The 16,666-nt window shown below is 39.5% G+C and carries 15 protein-coding genes; 7 read left to right on the top strand and 8 right to left on the bottom strand.

Annotation, left to right across the window (positions count from 1 at the left end; all coding sequences use genetic code 11):
* Positions 1-301 precede the first annotated feature (301 nt).
* Positions 302-1,591 (top strand): ammonium transporter, encoded by a 1,290-nt coding sequence (locus LEP1GSC203_RS15780; RefSeq protein ID WP_002975153.1) that lies wholly within the window; start codon positions 302-304, stop codon positions 1,589-1,591.
* Between the two features lie 5 nt (positions 1,592-1,596).
* Positions 1,597-1,944, top strand: coding sequence for a P-II family nitrogen regulator (locus LEP1GSC203_RS15785; protein WP_002975072.1), 348 nt, complete (start codon positions 1,597-1,599; stop codon positions 1,942-1,944).
* A 45-nt stretch (positions 1,945-1,989) separates the two neighbouring features.
* Here LEP1GSC203_RS15785 and LEP1GSC203_RS15790 read toward each other — a convergent pair whose 3' ends face one another.
* The 3 genes from LEP1GSC203_RS15790 to lepB all read right to left on the bottom strand — a co-directional run bounded on the left by LEP1GSC203_RS15790 (position 1,990) and on the right by lepB (position 5,289).
* Complete coding sequence (locus LEP1GSC203_RS15790) at positions 1,990-3,681, bottom strand: thiamine pyrophosphate-dependent enzyme (protein ID WP_002975007.1); 1,692 nt, start codon at positions 3,679-3,681, stop codon at positions 1,990-1,992.
* 341 nt (positions 3,682-4,022) lie between these two features.
* Positions 4,023-4,250: an AtpZ/AtpI family protein gene (locus LEP1GSC203_RS15795; protein WP_039938219.1), complete on the bottom strand. Its 228-nt coding sequence runs from the start codon at positions 4,248-4,250 to the stop codon at positions 4,023-4,025.
* 1 nt (position 4,251) lies between these two features.
* Entirely contained in the window at positions 4,252-5,289 is a 1,038-nt protein-coding gene (gene lepB, locus LEP1GSC203_RS15800) for a signal peptidase I (protein ID WP_039938221.1), read from the bottom strand.
* Between the two features lie 112 nt (positions 5,290-5,401).
* Here lepB and LEP1GSC203_RS15805 point away from each other — a divergent pair, with 112 nt between their 5' ends.
* Together LEP1GSC203_RS15805 and LEP1GSC203_RS15810 are read left to right on the top strand one after the other, a co-directional pair.
* On the top strand, positions 5,402-6,193 hold the full coding sequence (locus LEP1GSC203_RS15805; RefSeq protein WP_002975109.1) for a hypothetical protein: 792 nt from the start codon (positions 5,402-5,404) through the stop codon (positions 6,191-6,193).
* On the top strand, positions 6,194-8,014 hold the full coding sequence (locus tag LEP1GSC203_RS15810; protein ID WP_002975061.1) for a DUF2079 domain-containing protein: 1,821 nt from the start codon (positions 6,194-6,196) through the stop codon (positions 8,012-8,014).
* Here LEP1GSC203_RS15810 and LEP1GSC203_RS15815 read toward each other — a convergent pair.
* The 3 genes from LEP1GSC203_RS15815 to LEP1GSC203_RS19640 form a co-directional block, all read right to left on the bottom strand.
* The gene (locus tag LEP1GSC203_RS15815) at positions 8,011-9,033 is read right to left on the bottom strand and encodes an MBL fold metallo-hydrolase (RefSeq protein ID WP_002975164.1); all 1,023 of its coding nucleotides are present in this window, start codon (positions 9,031-9,033) and stop codon (positions 8,011-8,013) included. The two genes, LEP1GSC203_RS15810 and LEP1GSC203_RS15815, sit on opposite strands and share 4 nt — an antisense overlap.
* Positions 9,034-9,042: 9 nt before the next feature.
* Positions 9,043-10,221, bottom strand: coding sequence for a MaoC family dehydratase (locus LEP1GSC203_RS15820; protein WP_002975052.1), 1,179 nt, complete (start codon positions 10,219-10,221; stop codon positions 9,043-9,045).
* A 71-nt stretch (positions 10,222-10,292) separates the two neighbouring features.
* Positions 10,293-10,475 (bottom strand): hypothetical protein, encoded by a 183-nt coding sequence (locus tag LEP1GSC203_RS19640; RefSeq protein ID WP_002975145.1) that lies wholly within the window; start codon positions 10,473-10,475, stop codon positions 10,293-10,295.
* Positions 10,476-10,558: 83 nt separating this feature from the next.
* Here LEP1GSC203_RS19640 and LEP1GSC203_RS15830 point away from each other — a divergent pair, with 83 nt between their 5' ends.
* From LEP1GSC203_RS15830 to LEP1GSC203_RS15840, 3 genes are all read left to right on the top strand, one after another.
* Positions 10,559-12,163 carry an NADP-dependent glyceraldehyde-3-phosphate dehydrogenase gene (locus LEP1GSC203_RS15830; RefSeq protein WP_002975034.1) on the top strand — a complete coding sequence of 535 codons (1,605 nt, stop codon included), beginning with the start codon at positions 10,559-10,561 and terminating at the stop codon, positions 12,161-12,163.
* A 70-nt stretch (positions 12,164-12,233) separates the two neighbouring features.
* Positions 12,234-13,532, top strand: a complete 1,299-nt coding sequence (locus tag LEP1GSC203_RS15835) for a DUF1554 domain-containing protein (protein WP_039938248.1) — start codon at positions 12,234-12,236, stop codon at positions 13,530-13,532.
* A 279-nt stretch (positions 13,533-13,811) separates the two neighbouring features.
* Entirely contained in the window at positions 13,812-15,089 is a 1,278-nt protein-coding gene (locus LEP1GSC203_RS15840) for an esterase/lipase family protein (protein ID WP_002975006.1), read from the top strand.
* A 2-nt stretch (positions 15,090-15,091) separates the two neighbouring features.
* Here LEP1GSC203_RS15840 and LEP1GSC203_RS15845 read toward each other — a convergent pair whose 3' ends face one another.
* Positions 15,092-16,033, bottom strand: a complete 942-nt coding sequence (locus tag LEP1GSC203_RS15845; RefSeq protein WP_002974992.1) for a histone deacetylase family protein — start codon at positions 16,031-16,033, stop codon at positions 15,092-15,094.
* 20 nt (positions 16,034-16,053) lie between these two features.
* Positions 16,054-16,617, bottom strand: coding sequence for a hypothetical protein (locus LEP1GSC203_RS15850; protein WP_002975125.1), 564 nt, complete (start codon positions 16,615-16,617; stop codon positions 16,054-16,056).
* Positions 16,618-16,666: the final 49 nt, after the last annotated feature.

Below are 16,666 nucleotides of genomic sequence, written 5' to 3' on the forward strand. Positions count from 1 at the left end.
TTGTGCACAATTTAATTTTGTTCAATCTTTTTATTTTTATTTTTGGCGAAATTGCGTGGTAGCGGTGGATAAGGAGACGAATTTATGTATCCCCGCCCAGACTCGGGTGGGGAACTAGACCCACCACCCAATACTTTCGCCTTACCACAACCGGAAATATCCGGCCACCACCTTCGAGATTCTAAGAGATTTTTTACAAAAAAGTTCCTAGTTTTGCAGAATTGACTCGCTTTCAGAGACAAACCGTTCGTAATGATACGAATTTTATTTCTCATTTCAAAAAAGATATTTGGAGCAAACAATGAAAATACAATTGGTCTTACGGCCTTTGTTGGTATGCCTACTCTTCCTTTTGCCAGGACTCTTAGCAGCCGAAGGAGAAATTCCTTCTCCCGCAGCCATCGATAAATCCGATACGGCTTGGATGTTGGTTTCTTCGGCATTCGTGTTTTTTATGATTCCGGGGCTTGCCTTATTTTATGGAGGTATTGTCCGTTCAAAAAACGTTCTTTCAACGATGATGCATAGTTTTGTAGCTATCATCGTAATGACATTGCAGTGGACTATCTTTGGATATAGTTTTGCTTTCTCCGGAGAGAATCCTTATATCGGAAATTTTGATTTAGCATTTCTCAATGGCATTGATATCGATTCTGTAAAAGGTTCTATCCCTACCTATGTTCACTTTTTATTCCAGGGAATGTTTGCAATCATCACACCTGCCCTGATTTCAGGAGCAATTGCCGAAAGAATCAAACTTTCTGCCTATGTAGTTTTTATTCTCGTCTGGTCAACGTTAGTTTATGACCCAGTGGCACATTGGGTCTGGGCAGATTCAGGTTGGTTATTAAAAATGAATGCACTCGATTTTGCAGGTGGTACTGTGGTTCATTTGATCTCCGGTATTGCTGGTCTTGCGGCAGCTATTGTCATCGGGAAACGTAAAGGTGATGCTGGATTACTGACTCATCCAAATAACATGACTTATACGTTACTTGGTTCGGGCCTTTTGTGGTTTGGTTGGTTTGGATTCAACGCAGGATCAGGACTAGCGGTGAATGGACTTGCCGCTAGAGCATTTTTAGTAACACTGATTGCACCTGCAGCTGCCGGAGCCAGTTGGTTACTCATTGAATGGCTACATACAAAAAAAGCAACAGCACTGGGTGCCGCTTCTGGAATCGTAGCGGGACTAGTAGTCATTACACCTGCTTCCGGTTATGTGGGAGTTCAAGGTGCACTTGTTATGGGTGTTTTGGTATCACCTATCTGTTATATGGCCATTTTACTGAAAGGGAAAATCAAATACGATGATACACTCGATGCTTTTGGTATCCATGGAGTTGGTGGAGCCTTCGGTGCCATCCTTACTGGACTCTTCGCTTTAGAGTTAGCAGAAGGAATGACGCTAGGAAACCAAATGACAGCACAAGTAATCAGTGTGGTGGCAACAGGATTCTATTCTTTTGTTGTTTCCTATATACTAGCACTTGTGATCGAAAAGACTATTGGATTTAGAATTGAAGAAGATAAAGAAATCACCGGACTTGACCAAGAAATTCATGGTGAAAAAGGATATGACATTAGGTAATCAATATGAAATTAGTCATCGCAATCATCCAACCCCACAAATTAGAAGAAGTTAAAAACGAACTTACCAAAAACGAAATCTATCGTTTGACCGTAAGTGATGTCCAAGGTTATGGCCAACAAAAAGGAAAAACAGAAGTATTCCGTGGCCATGAGTACCAAGTCAACCTTCTTAGGAAAGTGCGCCTAGAAATCGCTGTTAACGATGAATTTGTCAAACCCACCGTGGATGCGATTTTAAAAGCAGCAAAAACCGGACCAGAAGGTAAAATTGGAGATGGAAAGATCTTTGTAATGCCGTTGGAAGAAGTGATTCGCATTCGAAGTGGAGAACGAGGAAACAAAGCAATCTAACTAATGTATGGTGTCCGAGGGAACCAAATCCCTCGGATGGACTTTTTACATTGTGACTTTGTCTAATACATATTCCTGATTCGATTTTCCTCCTGGAACAAAAGGATACACTCCCCAACTGGATGGGATTCTTACCTCGATAATCGCAGGCCCCTTTCTATCCAAAACCTTTTGCAGCCCTTCTATTCCTAAACTCCAATCCCATTCCGAATATCCAATTCCAAAAGATTGGCATAACAACGAGAAGTCGGGATGAAAATGAAACTTAGAGCCAGAATGTTTACTTCCATAAAACAAATCCTGTTGTTGTTTTACAAGACCCAAATGCTCATTATTGATAAGAATCACTTTAACATTGAGATTTTGTTCTTTTAATGTAGATAACTCTTGTAAGTTCATCATAATCGATCCATCACCGGAAAAACAATACACATTAGCTTCTTTGTGACTTAATGCCACACCAATGGATGTAGGAAGACCAAATCCCATAGTCCCTTGTCCCCCAGAGGTAATCCAAGATTTAGGAGTTAAAAAAGGAAAATACTGAGCAACCCACATTTGGTGTTGTCCTACATCTGTCAAAATGTAGTGTTCTCCTTCGGGCATTGCAGAAACAAAATCCAAAAGTATATTTTTCATTGGATGTTGTTCTGGAATCTGTCTCCAAACTTCAATTTGTTCCAATGCTTTTGTATTTTGAATGCTAAAATCTTCTTCAATGAGAAAGGGAAGAATCGCTGAGATATCTTTCTGTAAACTCAAATGTACTGATTTGTTTTTACCAATTTCTTTTGCATCAATATCAATATGAATGATGGTAGCATAATTACAAAACTTTTGGATGGCTCCTGTTGCACGATCATCAAATCGAACACCAATCGCAATCAAAAGATCACAAACACCCAGTGCTTCATTTGCAACAACAGTTCCATGCATTCCCATCAAACCTAAATTCATTGGATCTTCTTTTTCAAAGATTCCTAAACCCATAAGGGTGGTTACTGCAGGAATTTGAAAATGCGAAACAAAATCTCGGAGACGTAAATATTCATGTTTAGCACCCCCACCTAAATAAAGTAAGGGAAATTTAGACCTTTCAAGAAGTGATTTGAATTCTCGTAAAAACAAATCTAAACTTTCATCAGTATCATCATTTCCAATATCTTTGGTTTCCATAAGCTGTTCCTCTGTTGGCCTATCGATGCTAAATAGATCATTGGGAATCTCAATCATTTCTGTTTGGATGTCTTTTGGTAAATCAATCCAAACAGGCCCCATCTTTCCAGAACCCGAAAGATGGTAAGCTTCCTCTAAGGTTTCTATAATTTGGTTCGGTTTTTCTATCTTATAAACTTTTTTAACGAGAGGAGATACGATCGTTGCTGTGGGTAATTCTTGGAAGGCATCTGTACCAGTTAAGGCCAAAGGAACTTGTCCAGAAAATACTAAGATTGGGATAGAATCCCTTTGGGCATCGGCGATTGCTGTGATGAGATTGGCAACACCTGGTCCTGAGGAAACAAAGACAGCACTTACTTCGCCAGTGCTTCTAGCTCGACCTTGGGCAATGAATCCGGCACCCTGCTCATGGCGAGCTAACACATGTTCAATGTTAGACTCAGCTAAACTTTCATACAATGGCAATATGGTTCCACCAGGAACGCCTGGTATCCACTGGATTCCTTTCGATTCTAAAAAACGTATAATATATTGACTTACGGTGATTTGTTCCCGCATAAGATCCTCCCAATTTGGTTTCCCCGTCGACTTTGCTTTCTGTCGACCGAGGAAACTAAGGAAGATTATGACAGAAAGCTACGTATGTATGAGGAGACTACGACGACGAGAGTAGAGAGGACATAACTAGACAATCCAAGAACGGGCATGGAATCCATGATATCGTATGGTTTGGTTGTCTCGATAGCCATTGGATCCAAGATTTTTTGTATTTATTCGTGCCGTCAAGATTTTATTAGAAGGAAGAAGGAAACATTTCGGACCGAGTCCTCACACTCGAGTTTGAATTAAGACAATGGTCAGATTGTGTGAGAAAATCTTAGAGAAAGAAAACGAGATCCTCACTCGTTTTCTTTGGCTCGTTTGATCAGTGAATAAAACGCTAAGAAAAATCCGAAGAAAAAACCAACGAGAAGCCAAAGAGGTTCTGTTTTGAAATATTCGTCTAGGTAATATCCTCCCACCACAAAAAGTGCGATAGAAGTTACAAATTCGAAACCAGCACCAGCCATCGCCATGGGCGACTTCTCCTGTTTTTTGTCCGATGGTTTCTCTGATTCTTTTGTCATGTTACTGGAGGATGCGGCCTATTCGGTCCCACCGAACACCCAGTCGCCACAAACGGTAACGAATGGTTCTTTCAATCCATCCAAACCTTGATTCATCATCACGATAGCGAGCGTTATGTGATGAAAAAATTTCCGAATAGTGGCATCGATTGTCTAAAGATTCGCCTTCATACCGTTCAGCGATCTCTGGTCCTTTTTCAGCCAACTCCTGACCATCCTTGTATTCACAAGTGGAATCTTTCCAATCAATAGAAAAATATATGATGAGTGCTTTACCTAAAATATCTTCTCGTTTTACAAAACCCCAAGCACGAGAATCATGTGAATCATCACGATTGTCTCCCATCACCATATACTGGCCTTCTGGAATCACACAACCATGTAGGAAGTCACAATATTCAAAGATATGCGCACGACGATCATCTTCAAAACCTTCCAGTATGAAATGTTCAAATCCAGGTTTTACTTCTTTAAACAAGGCTCTTTGTGTGGCTTCCAAGTTATCTAAATCGGATAATTCTTTTCCAATGGGAACTTCTTTTGGTGAATACGATTGAAAATCGGTGGCACCAGCTTCCTTATACTCAACAAGTGCAAAGTGTACCCTACCACGATCTTTTGTATCAATGTACTTTCTTGTAATTCGAATGGTATCGCCAGGAAGGCCGACAACACGTTTTACAAATCGTTTGGCAAAAATTCCTGTTCTAGATTCTTCTTGGGCAAGGGCTGTTGCCGGTGGGATAAAGGTTACAATATCACCACGTTTCGGATCATCAATCCGAAAGAGTTCTTTCTCAGTAAATGGCATACGAAAAGAATAACGCATTTTATTTACAAATAAAAAGTCCCCGATTTTTAACGTAGGGATCATAGAACCTGAGGGAATATTATTAGCATCTAATATAGATGATTTGAAGGCGAAAACAAGAACCACAATGATTCCGAAAGAAATTCCGGAAGCAGCAGCTCCCTCTTTTGCAGGTTCCTTAGATTCTTGTTTTGGTTTGGATTGGAAGATTGAGGAGAATATTCCCATAGGTTCGAAGCTAGGGAATTGGAATTTTCTGTCAAGAAAGGGGGAAAAAAAGCGCAAAAGACTTGTACTATTTTCGGGAATCGACGATACCATACATGGAGATCTTCTGCTTATGGAAACATCAATCCACGTTTTACGAAAAACCTTACTGGAGATGAAAGAAAGTTACGCTTTTGTCTGCATCAAAACAGGAACGGAAACTGAGGATATGGGCGAGGAGGAAATCTCCCTCCTAAAAACGATCACTGCCGGAATTTTACCAATCTATGTCAAAATCGGTGGCCCGGAAGCCAGAAACGATATTCGGATCTGCCAAAGGATAGGTATTTCAGGGATTTCTGCACCTATGGTAGAGTCAGAATATGCTTTGAAAAACTTCATCCAAACGATGAAAAACCTCCTCACTCCTTCTGAATATGAATCGTATAATAAATCGATTAATATGGAAACCATCACTGGGTATAGAAACCTGATGGATATTTTTGATTCCGCTTCCTTTCAAGATTTAGAGCAAGTAACAGCTGCTAGATCTGATTTAAGTGCGTCTATGGACAAAAAACCGGATGACAAAGAAGTCACAAGAGTTGCCAAAAAGATCATTTCCGAAGCAAAAAGCAGAGGGAAAAAAACTTCTGTTGGTGGGACTATTACTAAAACAAATTTCGATCTAATTGCAAACGAAATCGAACCAGATTATATTAACTCACGTCATGTGATGGTAGATACTAAAAAAGCGATGTCTCTTGGTGGAGTGGATGTAGCGGAATGTATGTTGTTATTTGAAATGGATTTATTCGAATTATTCTCTAAAACATTTCCGGAAAAAGGTTACTACTACAGAAACCGAGTAGAAATCAATCGGGAGCGAATCGGTGAGAGGAAGGTTCTTTACTTCATTCGATAAGTGGTTTATTTATTTTTTTTATTCAGTTTAGTTTCTCCTTTTCTCTTTATTTCTCCTAAAAACTTTCATGCCCCCTTTCAAAAGGGGGTATTTCTTTTTTCCTTCTTACTTTTAATCTTTAGTTTTTGGAAAGAAAAAAAATCCAAAAACAAACTCTATCCTTCGAATTGGTTATCAAAAAATCAAATCACGCTCCTTCCCTACTTACTTTGTCTCAGTTGTATTGCATTTTTACTTAGCAGTACATACCATGCGATTCACCTAACAAAGGCAATTGCCGATAGTTTTTTATTCCAGGATGCAGATTATATTGGTATTTCAGATATTCTTCTCTCTGTTGCGAAAGGAGATGGCTTTACCAGTGCTTATTATTCGGAATCGGGACAAGGAAGTTATCTCCGCCACCATTTTGCTCCCGGCATGGCCATACTATCTCCCTTCGTCAGTATGATTCCAAGCCGATGGGGACTAGCCGTAGGAGTTTTTTTCCTATACCAATTAGGTACCATCATTTGGCTTCTCTGGGCATATCGAATCACGAAAGAAAATCCAAAAGAATTCGGAATCAAATTTTTGTTATTTTGGGTTCTTCTCACAAACCAACTTTATCTTTATAGGATTGGTTCGAGTTATCACTTCGAAGTTTTAGTCGTTCTTTTTGGTCTCTTTTTCTTTTATCTTTGGGAAAAAAGGAAAAAGAGAGAGAACCTACCTACTTTCCATACTTGGATTTATGATAGTTTTTTAGTCGTAACACTCGTTCTTTATTTAATACAAAAAGAAGATATTGGAATCTATTTAATTCTATTTTTTCTTCCTTCTGCTTTCCACCAGTTCTACAGACTTTGGATTACGAGTCGAATTGGGAAACTGAATGGTGAATTGGATAGGGATGACTCTTTGGATAAAAACAATCTTAAAGTATTATGCCTGGTTTTTAGTATTGTTTTTTTATGGTTAGTTTTTGTATTTTTCGTTTATCCAATGTTTGGTGAGAAAAACAATTCAGTTTCCTGGACTCAAGTTCTCACACAAGAATACCATGTTGTTTTCAAACAGGTAACTGGGGTTCAAAAATCATTTCAGATTTTCTTAGAGCTTATCGTCAGTGGGGGAATTGGTATTTTTCAAATGATCCCGGAAGTTTTAGGAATTGGTTTAGTCTATGCCACGCATCTATTTTCCTCAAGACCATGGCATCATGAGGTTTATACGTATTACAGTTATACTCTCCTTCCATTTGTCCTCTACACTGGAATTTTGTGGATCCAATCGAAAAAAAGAATTTCTGTATCTTTCGCATTTTTGATTCTCGCCTGCTTATTCTGGAAAAATTCACTCGATCAAAATTTTCCATTAGATACAAAGAGAAATAGCCCATGGACGAGTGCCGCGATGCAGGAGGAAATTCGGTCCGATTTACAAGAAGCCAATCAGATCTTTTTTTCCCAAATCCAAGAGGCAAGTTCTTTAGTACAGGAGAAAACGAATCATATTCCGCAAACTAACCCTCACCCAGCCGAAAGGTCAATAAAAAACACTGAGGGAATTTTTGTATTTTCGCAATACAACTTATCTTTCTTTGTTTCAGACAAAACAAAAACTTATCCTCTAGAACAAATCAAAAATGCAGAAACAATTTGCAAAAATGCAAATCTATGTTATGCGGTATTTGCCCCAGAGTTTACCGATGAAATCTTATGGCCCAAGTCTAGAATTTTAGTATATCGTAATGAATGGGAAAACCAACAGGGGGAATTGGTTTGGAAAGGAAAACAATTGGAAGTTTGGAAAAGGCAATCACTTCCCAAAAAAAACTAAGTAACAATATGAAAGACTTCGTATCCATTCTCTCGTTTTTCGATACGAATTTGTCCCTCTAACACTAGTTTTTGGATGATACTATAGACAAGTCCAAGAGCCGTTGGCAAATGGCCTCCATTATGAACTTTTTTTCCAATGGCCGCTTCCATGAGCACTTTCAAATCGGATTCCCCTTCCCTAAGGCGGCGAAGCACTCCTTTTTCGAGAATACTGAGAGTCTTTTTTACAAGAGTGATAGTCTTTTTAGGATCTTCAATTTCGCTCCCATGAGCAGGTAACATACGTTTAATGGGCTCTTCCAGTAGTTTAGAAAGCGTAAAATAATAATCGCCTAAACTTCCATCCATTTCCGAATAAATGGCTGTAAGATTTGCGATGATAAGATCTCCAGAAAAATATATCCCAGTGGATGGATCTACAGGTGTTATATGGTATAAATTGTGACCCGGAGTGTGCAAAAACCGAAAGAGTCTTCCACCTAACTCCAAACTGTCGTTGTGGTCGATCGCAACATCTATCCTTAAAACCGGATCTCCTTTTTTGGTTTCGCTAAATTTACTAAAAAACTGTCTCCAACCTTTGCGTGATTCTTCTAAAATTCGGTTTAGTTCCTCCTTGTCTCCAAAGGCTTTATGGAATAAGTCTTCTGTTGCTTCTTCAAAGAGCATCATCGATTCTAAATAATTCCCTACTCCATCCGCCATCGAACGATAACCGTAGTAAGTTACATTCTTTGCATAGGACTTAAGAACTAAGGAAGAAGAAATATGATCCAAATGGTTGTGTGTATAAATGATATGGCGAATGTCTTTAAAAGAAAATCCCTTCGTTTTTAGGGATGCTTGTAACATAGGTATGGATTCAATATAACCGGAATCAATGAGGGTAAGCCCATCGTTCCCTTGATACAAATATATGTTGTTAGGTGCGTAGAATGGTTGGGGAAGAACAATTTTAAAGACACCGTCCCCGATGTCTTCCATGTCCGGAATTCTTTTGGGGACGGTTACTTTCACTTTTTCACCTTATGGTTGTTTTTTGATGATCAATCTTCTTTCAATTTCGAAGATTTTCTCAGGGATTTTTTCTTTTCCCAATTTCTTTTTATCGTTTTCTTTGAGGAATAAATCCGCGCCGAACTTATCCAAAGCATCATTTGCTTTGATGTTTTTTAAACCAATGAACTGAATTTGTACTTCACCTGCAGGGATTCCATATTCTGTTCCTTTGTCTTCTGTAGTTAATATTCTAGAGATACAAGTCACTGTATCACCAGAAAAAGCAGGTTGCGTGTGGTAACCTTCTGTGAAACCAAGTTCCCAAATTGCATTTTCTGAAATATCACGAGATGCCATGCCAGCTAACCAACCAAAGACGAGCCCACCGTAAACCACTGGTTCTCCACCCATAGGGCCAGAAATTCCTGCAGAATACAATTTATCGTAATGAAGTGGGTGAGTGTTTCCTACGCGGAATGTCCACTGAACGTGTTCATCCGTGATGGTTCTTCCGTTTTGGTGTACATAAATTTGACCTGGTTTAAAATTCTCAAAGTAAGTATGTCCCCAAGTCACATCTTTCATCTCTGTTGGAAATTTTAAATTAGGAAGTTTGAGAGCCGGTGTTTTTGATTCTGGGAAATATGCAGAAGAATCACCCGGTTTTGGATTTCCTTTTGGTTTTCCATTGGATTGGTAGATCATAATTTTACGTTCGTATTGTAAAACCACTTCGTTTTTTTGGTTGAGACAAAGAGTTCTTACATGGACGATTCCTGGTTTGTCTGGGCCTTTGTCATCGACAGCTAAAATTTTTGTTCGCGAAGAGAGAGTGTCTCCTGGATATACAGGAAGTAAAAATTGTGCGTTGTAATAACCTAGGTTGGCAAGCGCCTTCTCACTGTTATTTTGAACACCAATCGAAAGGGCTAAATTGAAGACCATCAGAGGATGGACAAGTAAGTCAGAAAATCCATGGGCTTTTGCATATTCCGCAGAAAGATACAATGGGTTTGCATCCATAAACACAGTGGCAAATTCTTGAGCAAAACTTCTGTCGACTGTGAATTGGCGTGGGTGGACGTAAATATCTCCTACGTTAAATTCTTCTAAGTATCGTCCGTAAATGTTCTTTTTGATATCAGATAGAGAAGCTGGCGTGCTTGGAGCTAACTCACCAAAGGGGGACATAGGTTTTTCGGCCATGGGAATTCCTTTTTCGAATGGGATAGGACTAATTTTCCAAGAGAGGTCCTACGGAAAACGATTTTTCCGATTCAGCCGGTCGCTCGTTTGGCGTATTCCTCCTTCCAGATACTATGCCAATGATACCATTCTTCACGGATAGCACGGTAACGAACCAAATCAGTCCGCACTTCCATCATTAGAGTTTCCAATTCTTCCACGCGGCGGAAAAGTCGTAAGGTCAATGCCTCCCACTCTTCTTTGTTTTGGTCCATCCATGGTTCCATAAATTTTATATCGGCCGATCGTTTCTGTAAAATGTTGCTTTTTTAGCCGGGTCGCCGTTCGATTCTGGATCATGAGCTTTGTTTTTCCTTCCGAAGATTCCATTCCAGAAAAGTACCGCACAAAACCCATCCACCAAAAAGAATACCTACTCGGTGGAGAAATCCGGATCTGGGAGGGAGAATCACAAATCGTAAAATCTCCTATATTTCTCAATCAAAATGGAAAACTGGAACAGGTCATTTTAGGTTCTTATCCCAATTTTGATGAAAAACAAAGTTTACTTGCCTTAGATGCTGCTGTCAAAGCTTACAACCACGGAACAGGCGTTTGGCCCATTTCCACACCAAACGAAAGAATCAAAGCCGTTCGAAAGTTCATTGAACTTATGAAAGCCAAAAGAGACCAAATCATCTTACTTCTTATGTGGGAAATTGGAAAAACCGAAAAGGATGCTACAAAAGAATTTGAGCGAACTATCGAATATTTAGTCGATACCATTGAATCATTACAAGAGTTAGAAACAAGTTCCGCCAATTATGTTAAAGAAGGTGGCCTCATTGCACAAATCAAACGTTCTCCGTACGGAGTGGTTCTCTGTATGGGACCTTTCAATTATCCTTTAAACGAAACTTTCTGTACTCTCATCCCAGCCATCCTTATGGGAAACACTGTAGTCTTCAAACCAGCAAAATACGGGGTTTTGCTTTTGCAGCCACTACTAGAATGTTTCCAAGAAGCATTTCCACCCGGTGTAATCAACACTGTGTATGGTGATGGTGCCAAAGTAATCTCCCCGATTATGGAGTCTGGAAAAATTGATGTTTTTGCATTCATTGGTTCCAGCTCTACTGCCAACCTCATCACAAAAAAACATCCCAAACTCAATCGCCTAAGATCTGTTTTAGGTCTCAATGCCAAAAACCCAGCCATCATTTTGCCCGACACAGACTTAAAAACTATGATTCCCGAAATTCTTTCTGGATCTCTTGCTTATAATGGACAAAGGTGTACGGCCTTAAAAATTCTTTTTGTCCACAAAGATATTATCGATGAGTTTACTAAACTCTATTTAGATGAATTTTCAAAATGGAAAGCGGGTATGCCTTGGGATCAGGACGTGAATTTTACACCGCTCCCAGAAGAAGGAAAAACAAAGTGGTTAAAAGAACTTTTGGATGATGCAATCGCTCATGGTGCAAAAATTTTGAACGCGGGCGGAGGTGAAGTAACAGAATCTTTTATGGTTCCAGCAATTCTTTCTCCAGTATCACCAAACGCACGTTTGTATCATGAAGAACAATTTGGTCCACTGGTTCCCATTGTTCCCTTTTCTTCTATCGACGAACCTTTAGAATATATCTTCCATTCCAATATGGGCCAACAAGCCAGTATCTTTGGCAAAGACCCAAAAACAGTAGGCAAACTCATTGATATTCTTGTGAACCAAGTGGCCCGTGTGAATTGGAATGCTCAGTGCCAGCGTGGACCCGATTCCTTTCCTTTCTCTGGGCGCAAAGACTCCGCAGATGGAACCCTTTCTGTTTCGGACGCTTTACGTGTTTTTTCCATTCGCACTGTAGTCAGTTTCAAGGACAACGAAATGGGACGTAATCTTCTGGGAGAAGTACTGAAAGAAAGATCCTCCAATTACTTAAGCCAAGAATTTCACTTGTAACTGCCTTTCTTTCTCCGATAATTGAAAAAGGTAAGTCACTGACTTGTTTTATTTTATGGGGGATGGGAACATGCGCTTCAGTCTATTTGTTTCCGTCCTAAGTCTAGGTTGCTTTCTTTCTTGTAACCAAGTGAATCCGAGAGATGAATTACTTTTCACACTTATCAGTGGATTGAGTCCTGTAAGCACAAACACCACTTCAGTATCTGTAGGTTCCTCAGCAAAAATCAATGTTTCGAGCGCGAGTGTAACTTTAACCTATGGTACTTCGCAACTGTTCGGAATCTCTCTTGTCAAACTACCAACGGCGAATGTTACAATTACTCTCACCTATACGGATACATCAAAATATACTATCAATGGTTCTGCAACTTCACCCAGTCCAACGGTTCTTACATTCACTCCAGCAAATTACAATGTACCTCAAACCATTAGTTTGAATTCAACTACCCAAATCATAGATTCTTCCTCACTCACAATTACAGCCACAAGCGCAGACACCTATTACAACAACGTAACAGGGAGTATTTCGATCACCCATAGAAATGTAAATATTGTGTATACAGGTACTTCCTTTATTTTCCAACAAAATGTAGTGGCTCCCAACCTCACACCAACCATTAGTTTTACACATACATCTTGTTCGGTGGCTCCTTCCCTTCCCACTGGCCTAAGTTTGAATACAAGTACATGTGTAATCTCTGGAACTCCTACAAATCCACAAGCAGGTGCGACTTATACAGTAACGGCAACCAACGGTTCAGAATCAGATACGCAAAACTTGACCATCCAAATAGAACCCACGGTTTATAAGGTTTTTATTACAGCTGCCACATATAACGGTAACTTACAAGGTGCTGCAGCAAATGGACCCGCAGGTGCCGATGCAAAATGCAATGCTGATACAAATAAACCATCCACCGGGACATACAAAGCGATGATCACCGACGGAACGAATCGGAATGCCTGTACATCTGATAACTGCGGTGGGGCTGGTGCAAACGTAGGTGAAAATGTTGATTGGGTTTTCCAATTTGGTAGGATATATATAAGATCAAGTGATTCCGCTTCTTTATTCACGCCAACTGCAGCAGGTATCAAAGTAGCACCTAGCACTAATTTAGATCACAGTTTTGATTCGGGAAGCTTAAAGGAATATTGGACTGGGTTTGCCCAAACCAACTATTGGCAAGAAGCTACAGCCCAAACTCAAAACAGTTGTAATGATTGGACCGATGGAACCACTACTTCTCCTACAGGTGACGGGGGACGCGTTGGTGCTTCGAACAGCACAACCTATAGTGCCTTTCGATCTGGAAGCGGAAGAAGTTGTGATTCCTTATACTACCTTGTCTGTGTAGAACAATAAAAATTCCAATTTAGACTCACCGAAGGAAATGGAAGTATCCCTTAACGAATCACTCGCTCATAGAAGAGTCAGTTAAGAAAACCCCTCCGATACGCTAATATTTTTCAAAAATCAAATTTCCCAAGGAATTAAATTAGCAAGTGATGCGCCAAATCCAGTGGTTTGGTTTTTTCACAGAGTTACCTTCTCTACCCATTCAACTTTGAACCCCACTAGAAAAGGTAACTCACTTACTTTTTTCACTCGCTTTCCAGAGAATCTGAGTTACAATCTTTCCCCGTGATCCAAATCCTAATCAATTCTCTTGCTGGAAAAACAGTTTCTCTCACACAAAAGACAACCGACTCACTTCTCAAAGGAATTCAATTTTTAGTAAAAGGGAGTCTAACAAGCACAGGTGGTGGACTGGATCTACTTTCCAATGCTTTTTTTTACAAACCGGAATGGAGAGAAGCTCTACAAAAGGCGGGAGTCCAAGTCAAAGAAACCGGTCACAAATCCAATGAAAGTTTACAAAAAACCATAGAGCTAACCAACCAAGCCTTTGACAAAGCACTCTTCAAAGTGGAACTAACAGCACAAAAATCTGATGATATGGTTTTTGATAACAGAATGGTATCGAGTATTCTCGGAAGCTCACACAATCAAAAATTCAAACTCACAAAAATTGATATGAGTTTTCGTACGATTGGAAAAGACATATCGGCCAAAGAAACCATAACAGAATTTAAAAATTCTAAAAAAACAAAATCTGTTCTTTTCCTTCCAGGTCTTTTTACTGATGAAACTGTTTGGCAGGAACAAACGGTAGAATACAAAGATAGAAAAATCACTTCTCCTGGCCTTGCTACAGATTTACAAGAAGCAGGATACTTTCCATTTTATTTGAGATACAACCACGGTCTTCCCATACATGAAAATGGGAAAAAACTGATGCACTTACTTGATGTATTTTTTAATGAAGATCCAGATGCCAATCCAGATATTGTATGTTATAGTTTGGGATGTCTTATCTTTCGGTCTTGTCTTTACCATGCGAAATTAGAAAACAAAGAATGGATCCATAAGTTTGGTAAAATAGTCCTTATTGCGGCACCAAACAAAGGTTCGTATTTAGAAAAAATCGGATTTTGGCTCGGATTCTTATTTGAAAAAAGCCCGAATGTGGCACTTAAAATTATTGGAATGATTGGAAACCTCCGTAGTGATGCCATAAAAGACTTATCTTTTGGACTGATTCGCAAAGAGGAAAAGGGATGGATGGAAACAATCTCTGGTTACTTCGGGGAAACTTATTTTGGTGAGTTGGATGATATGGATGTTTATCAAGCCTATGCTCTCATGGAAGGATCGGAGAATCCTTTACAAAATTTCCTTGGCGATGGGATTGTGGAGAAAAAAAGTCTTACTTACTTAACTGATAAAGTGTTTAACCAAAAAACAAATCCCGCCTTACGGACATTAGAGCTAAACAAACAAAATCATTTTTCTATCATTAGTGCAAGACCGCTCATTCATTGGGTAAAGGTAGTCTTTGGAGTGGCACAAGCAGACTAAGTTTAAGATGCCAATGTTTCCAAATGTAATTTTACCGATTCAGCCAATGCCTTAAAATCATACCCTCCTTCTAAAAAGGAGATGATTTTCCCGCCAGAGTATGTATCAGCAATTTGTATCACTTGTTTGGTTAAGTTTTCATAGGCAGATGTAGATAGGTTCATTCCACCAAGCGGATCAGCCCGGTGGGCATCAAACCCTGCAGAAACCAAAACAAACTCCGGTTGGAACCATTCCATTTCACGGTGAATGGAGGAAAATGTCGGAAAGTATTCCGATTCCCCTGCCCCACGAGCCAATGGAATATTCAAAGTAGTCCCAATTCCCTTTCCCTTACCTCGTTCGGAAAAAGACCCGGTACCTGGATAAAAAGGATATTGGTGGAGAGAAACAAAGTAAACGGAATCATCTTCGTAAAACTGGTGTTGGGTGCCATTTCCATGATGTACGTCCCAATCTAATATTAAAATGCGTTTGATTCCTTTGGATTGTAAGTATTTTGCAGTGACCGCAATATTATTAAAAATACAAAAACCCATTGCATGGTCAGACTCCGCGTGATGCCCCGGGGGACGAACCAGTGCCATTCCATTTTTTAAGTTCCCCAAAAGGACTTGGTCCGCTAAGTAAAGACCGGCACCCACAGCTAAACTTGCCGCAAGATAAGAATGAGGAGAAAAAACTGTGTCACCGTCCAGATAACCAGACCCTTTTTCTTCGCAGGTGCGTCCCACCAAACGAATGTAATTTGGATCATGGATAGTGGAAATAATCGATAAGGGAGCTTCTTTAAAATCTTTTTTCCAAAGAAAATTTTTGGACGGTAAATCACTTAGATGTTCTAAAATAGATTCCAATCTTCCATGAGTTTCAGGATGCCCTGGCCCTGTATTGTGTTTTAGAAATTCGTCATGGAAGGTGATGCCTGTTTTCAAAGATTCCATTGATCCCTCAGATTTACGAATTATTGAAATAACATAAATCGTTCAATGTATACAATCATTTCTACAATCTCTGCAATGATGCGGTCAATTTGTTTTGTGATTTGCACTTTTTCATCTGGTGTAATGACTTTATCCATACTGGCATTTCCATAGACTGCGTAGAAGGTTTTGATTTCCATAGAAAAAGTGGAATTAAACCATTCCTTAAACAATCTTTGTTTCATTTTATACTCAGGTTTGATGGAACCAGTCAGTTCCCATACAGATCCATCGGTAAACCGCAATCGAAGTTCAAATAATCCTCTTTCTTTCCGGATGTAAGTTTCTTCATCAACAGGTGAAAAATCGATCTTTCGAAGCATGACAAGGATGAGGAGAATATTTTCCAAAAACTCTATCAGACTCTTTTTCTCTGACCCACTAATTTTGGAATCATCGCCTAAATGTTGTAAATATGATTCACCCATTGCTTGAAAAAGGCGGGAAACTTCCACCATACGGTCTTTAAAATTCTTTGGATCCGATAGTTCTTCTGGAAACCGACCGTAAGATTTCAAATTGAAGTCATTGGAAATTTCTAACATGCCCAAATTTTCCTGGGGTTGGTTATTTTCGTCAATCGATTCGATTTGA

Origin of the sequence: Leptospira terpstrae serovar Hualin str. LT 11-33 = ATCC 700639 (genome assembly GCF_000332495.1) — a bacterium.
Taxonomy (GTDB): Bacteria; Spirochaetota; Leptospiria; order Leptospirales; family Leptospiraceae; genus Leptospira_A; species Leptospira_A terpstrae.

What these genes read in the sequence shown, in the direction of transcription:
- LEP1GSC203_RS15780 (WP_002975153.1), top strand. Translation starts at nt 302, where the DNA reads ATGAAAATACAATTGGTCTTACGGCCTTTGTTGGTATGCCTACTCTTC.
- LEP1GSC203_RS15785 (WP_002975072.1), top strand. Translation starts at nt 1,597, where the DNA reads ATGAAATTAGTCATCGCAATCATCCAACCCCACAAATTAGAAGAAGTT.
- LEP1GSC203_RS15790 (WP_002975007.1), bottom strand. Translation starts at nt 3,681, where the DNA reads ATGCGGGAACAAATCACCGTAAGTCAATATATTATACGTTTTTTAGAA.
- LEP1GSC203_RS15795 (WP_039938219.1), bottom strand. Translation starts at nt 4,250, where the DNA reads ATGACAAAAGAATCAGAGAAACCATCGGACAAAAAACAGGAGAAGTCG.
- lepB (WP_039938221.1), bottom strand. Translation starts at nt 5,289, where the DNA reads ATGGGAATATTCTCCTCAATCTTCCAATCCAAACCAAAACAAGAATCT.
- LEP1GSC203_RS15805 (WP_002975109.1), top strand. Translation starts at nt 5,402, where the DNA reads ATGGAAACATCAATCCACGTTTTACGAAAAACCTTACTGGAGATGAAA.
- LEP1GSC203_RS15820 (WP_002975052.1), bottom strand. Translation starts at nt 10,221, where the DNA reads ATGGCCGAAAAACCTATGTCCCCCTTTGGTGAGTTAGCTCCAAGCACG.
- LEP1GSC203_RS19640 (WP_002975145.1), bottom strand. Translation starts at nt 10,475, where the DNA reads ATGGACCAAAACAAAGAAGAGTGGGAGGCATTGACCTTACGACTTTTC.
- LEP1GSC203_RS15830 (WP_002975034.1), top strand. Translation starts at nt 10,559, where the DNA reads ATGAGCTTTGTTTTTCCTTCCGAAGATTCCATTCCAGAAAAGTACCGC.
- LEP1GSC203_RS15835 (WP_039938248.1), top strand. Translation starts at nt 12,234, where the DNA reads ATGCGCTTCAGTCTATTTGTTTCCGTCCTAAGTCTAGGTTGCTTTCTT.
- LEP1GSC203_RS15845 (WP_002974992.1), bottom strand. Translation starts at nt 16,033, where the DNA reads ATGGAATCTTTGAAAACAGGCATCACCTTCCATGACGAATTTCTAAAA.
- LEP1GSC203_RS15850 (WP_002975125.1), bottom strand. Translation starts at nt 16,617, where the DNA reads ATGTTAGAAATTTCCAATGACTTCAATTTGAAATCTTACGGTCGGTTT.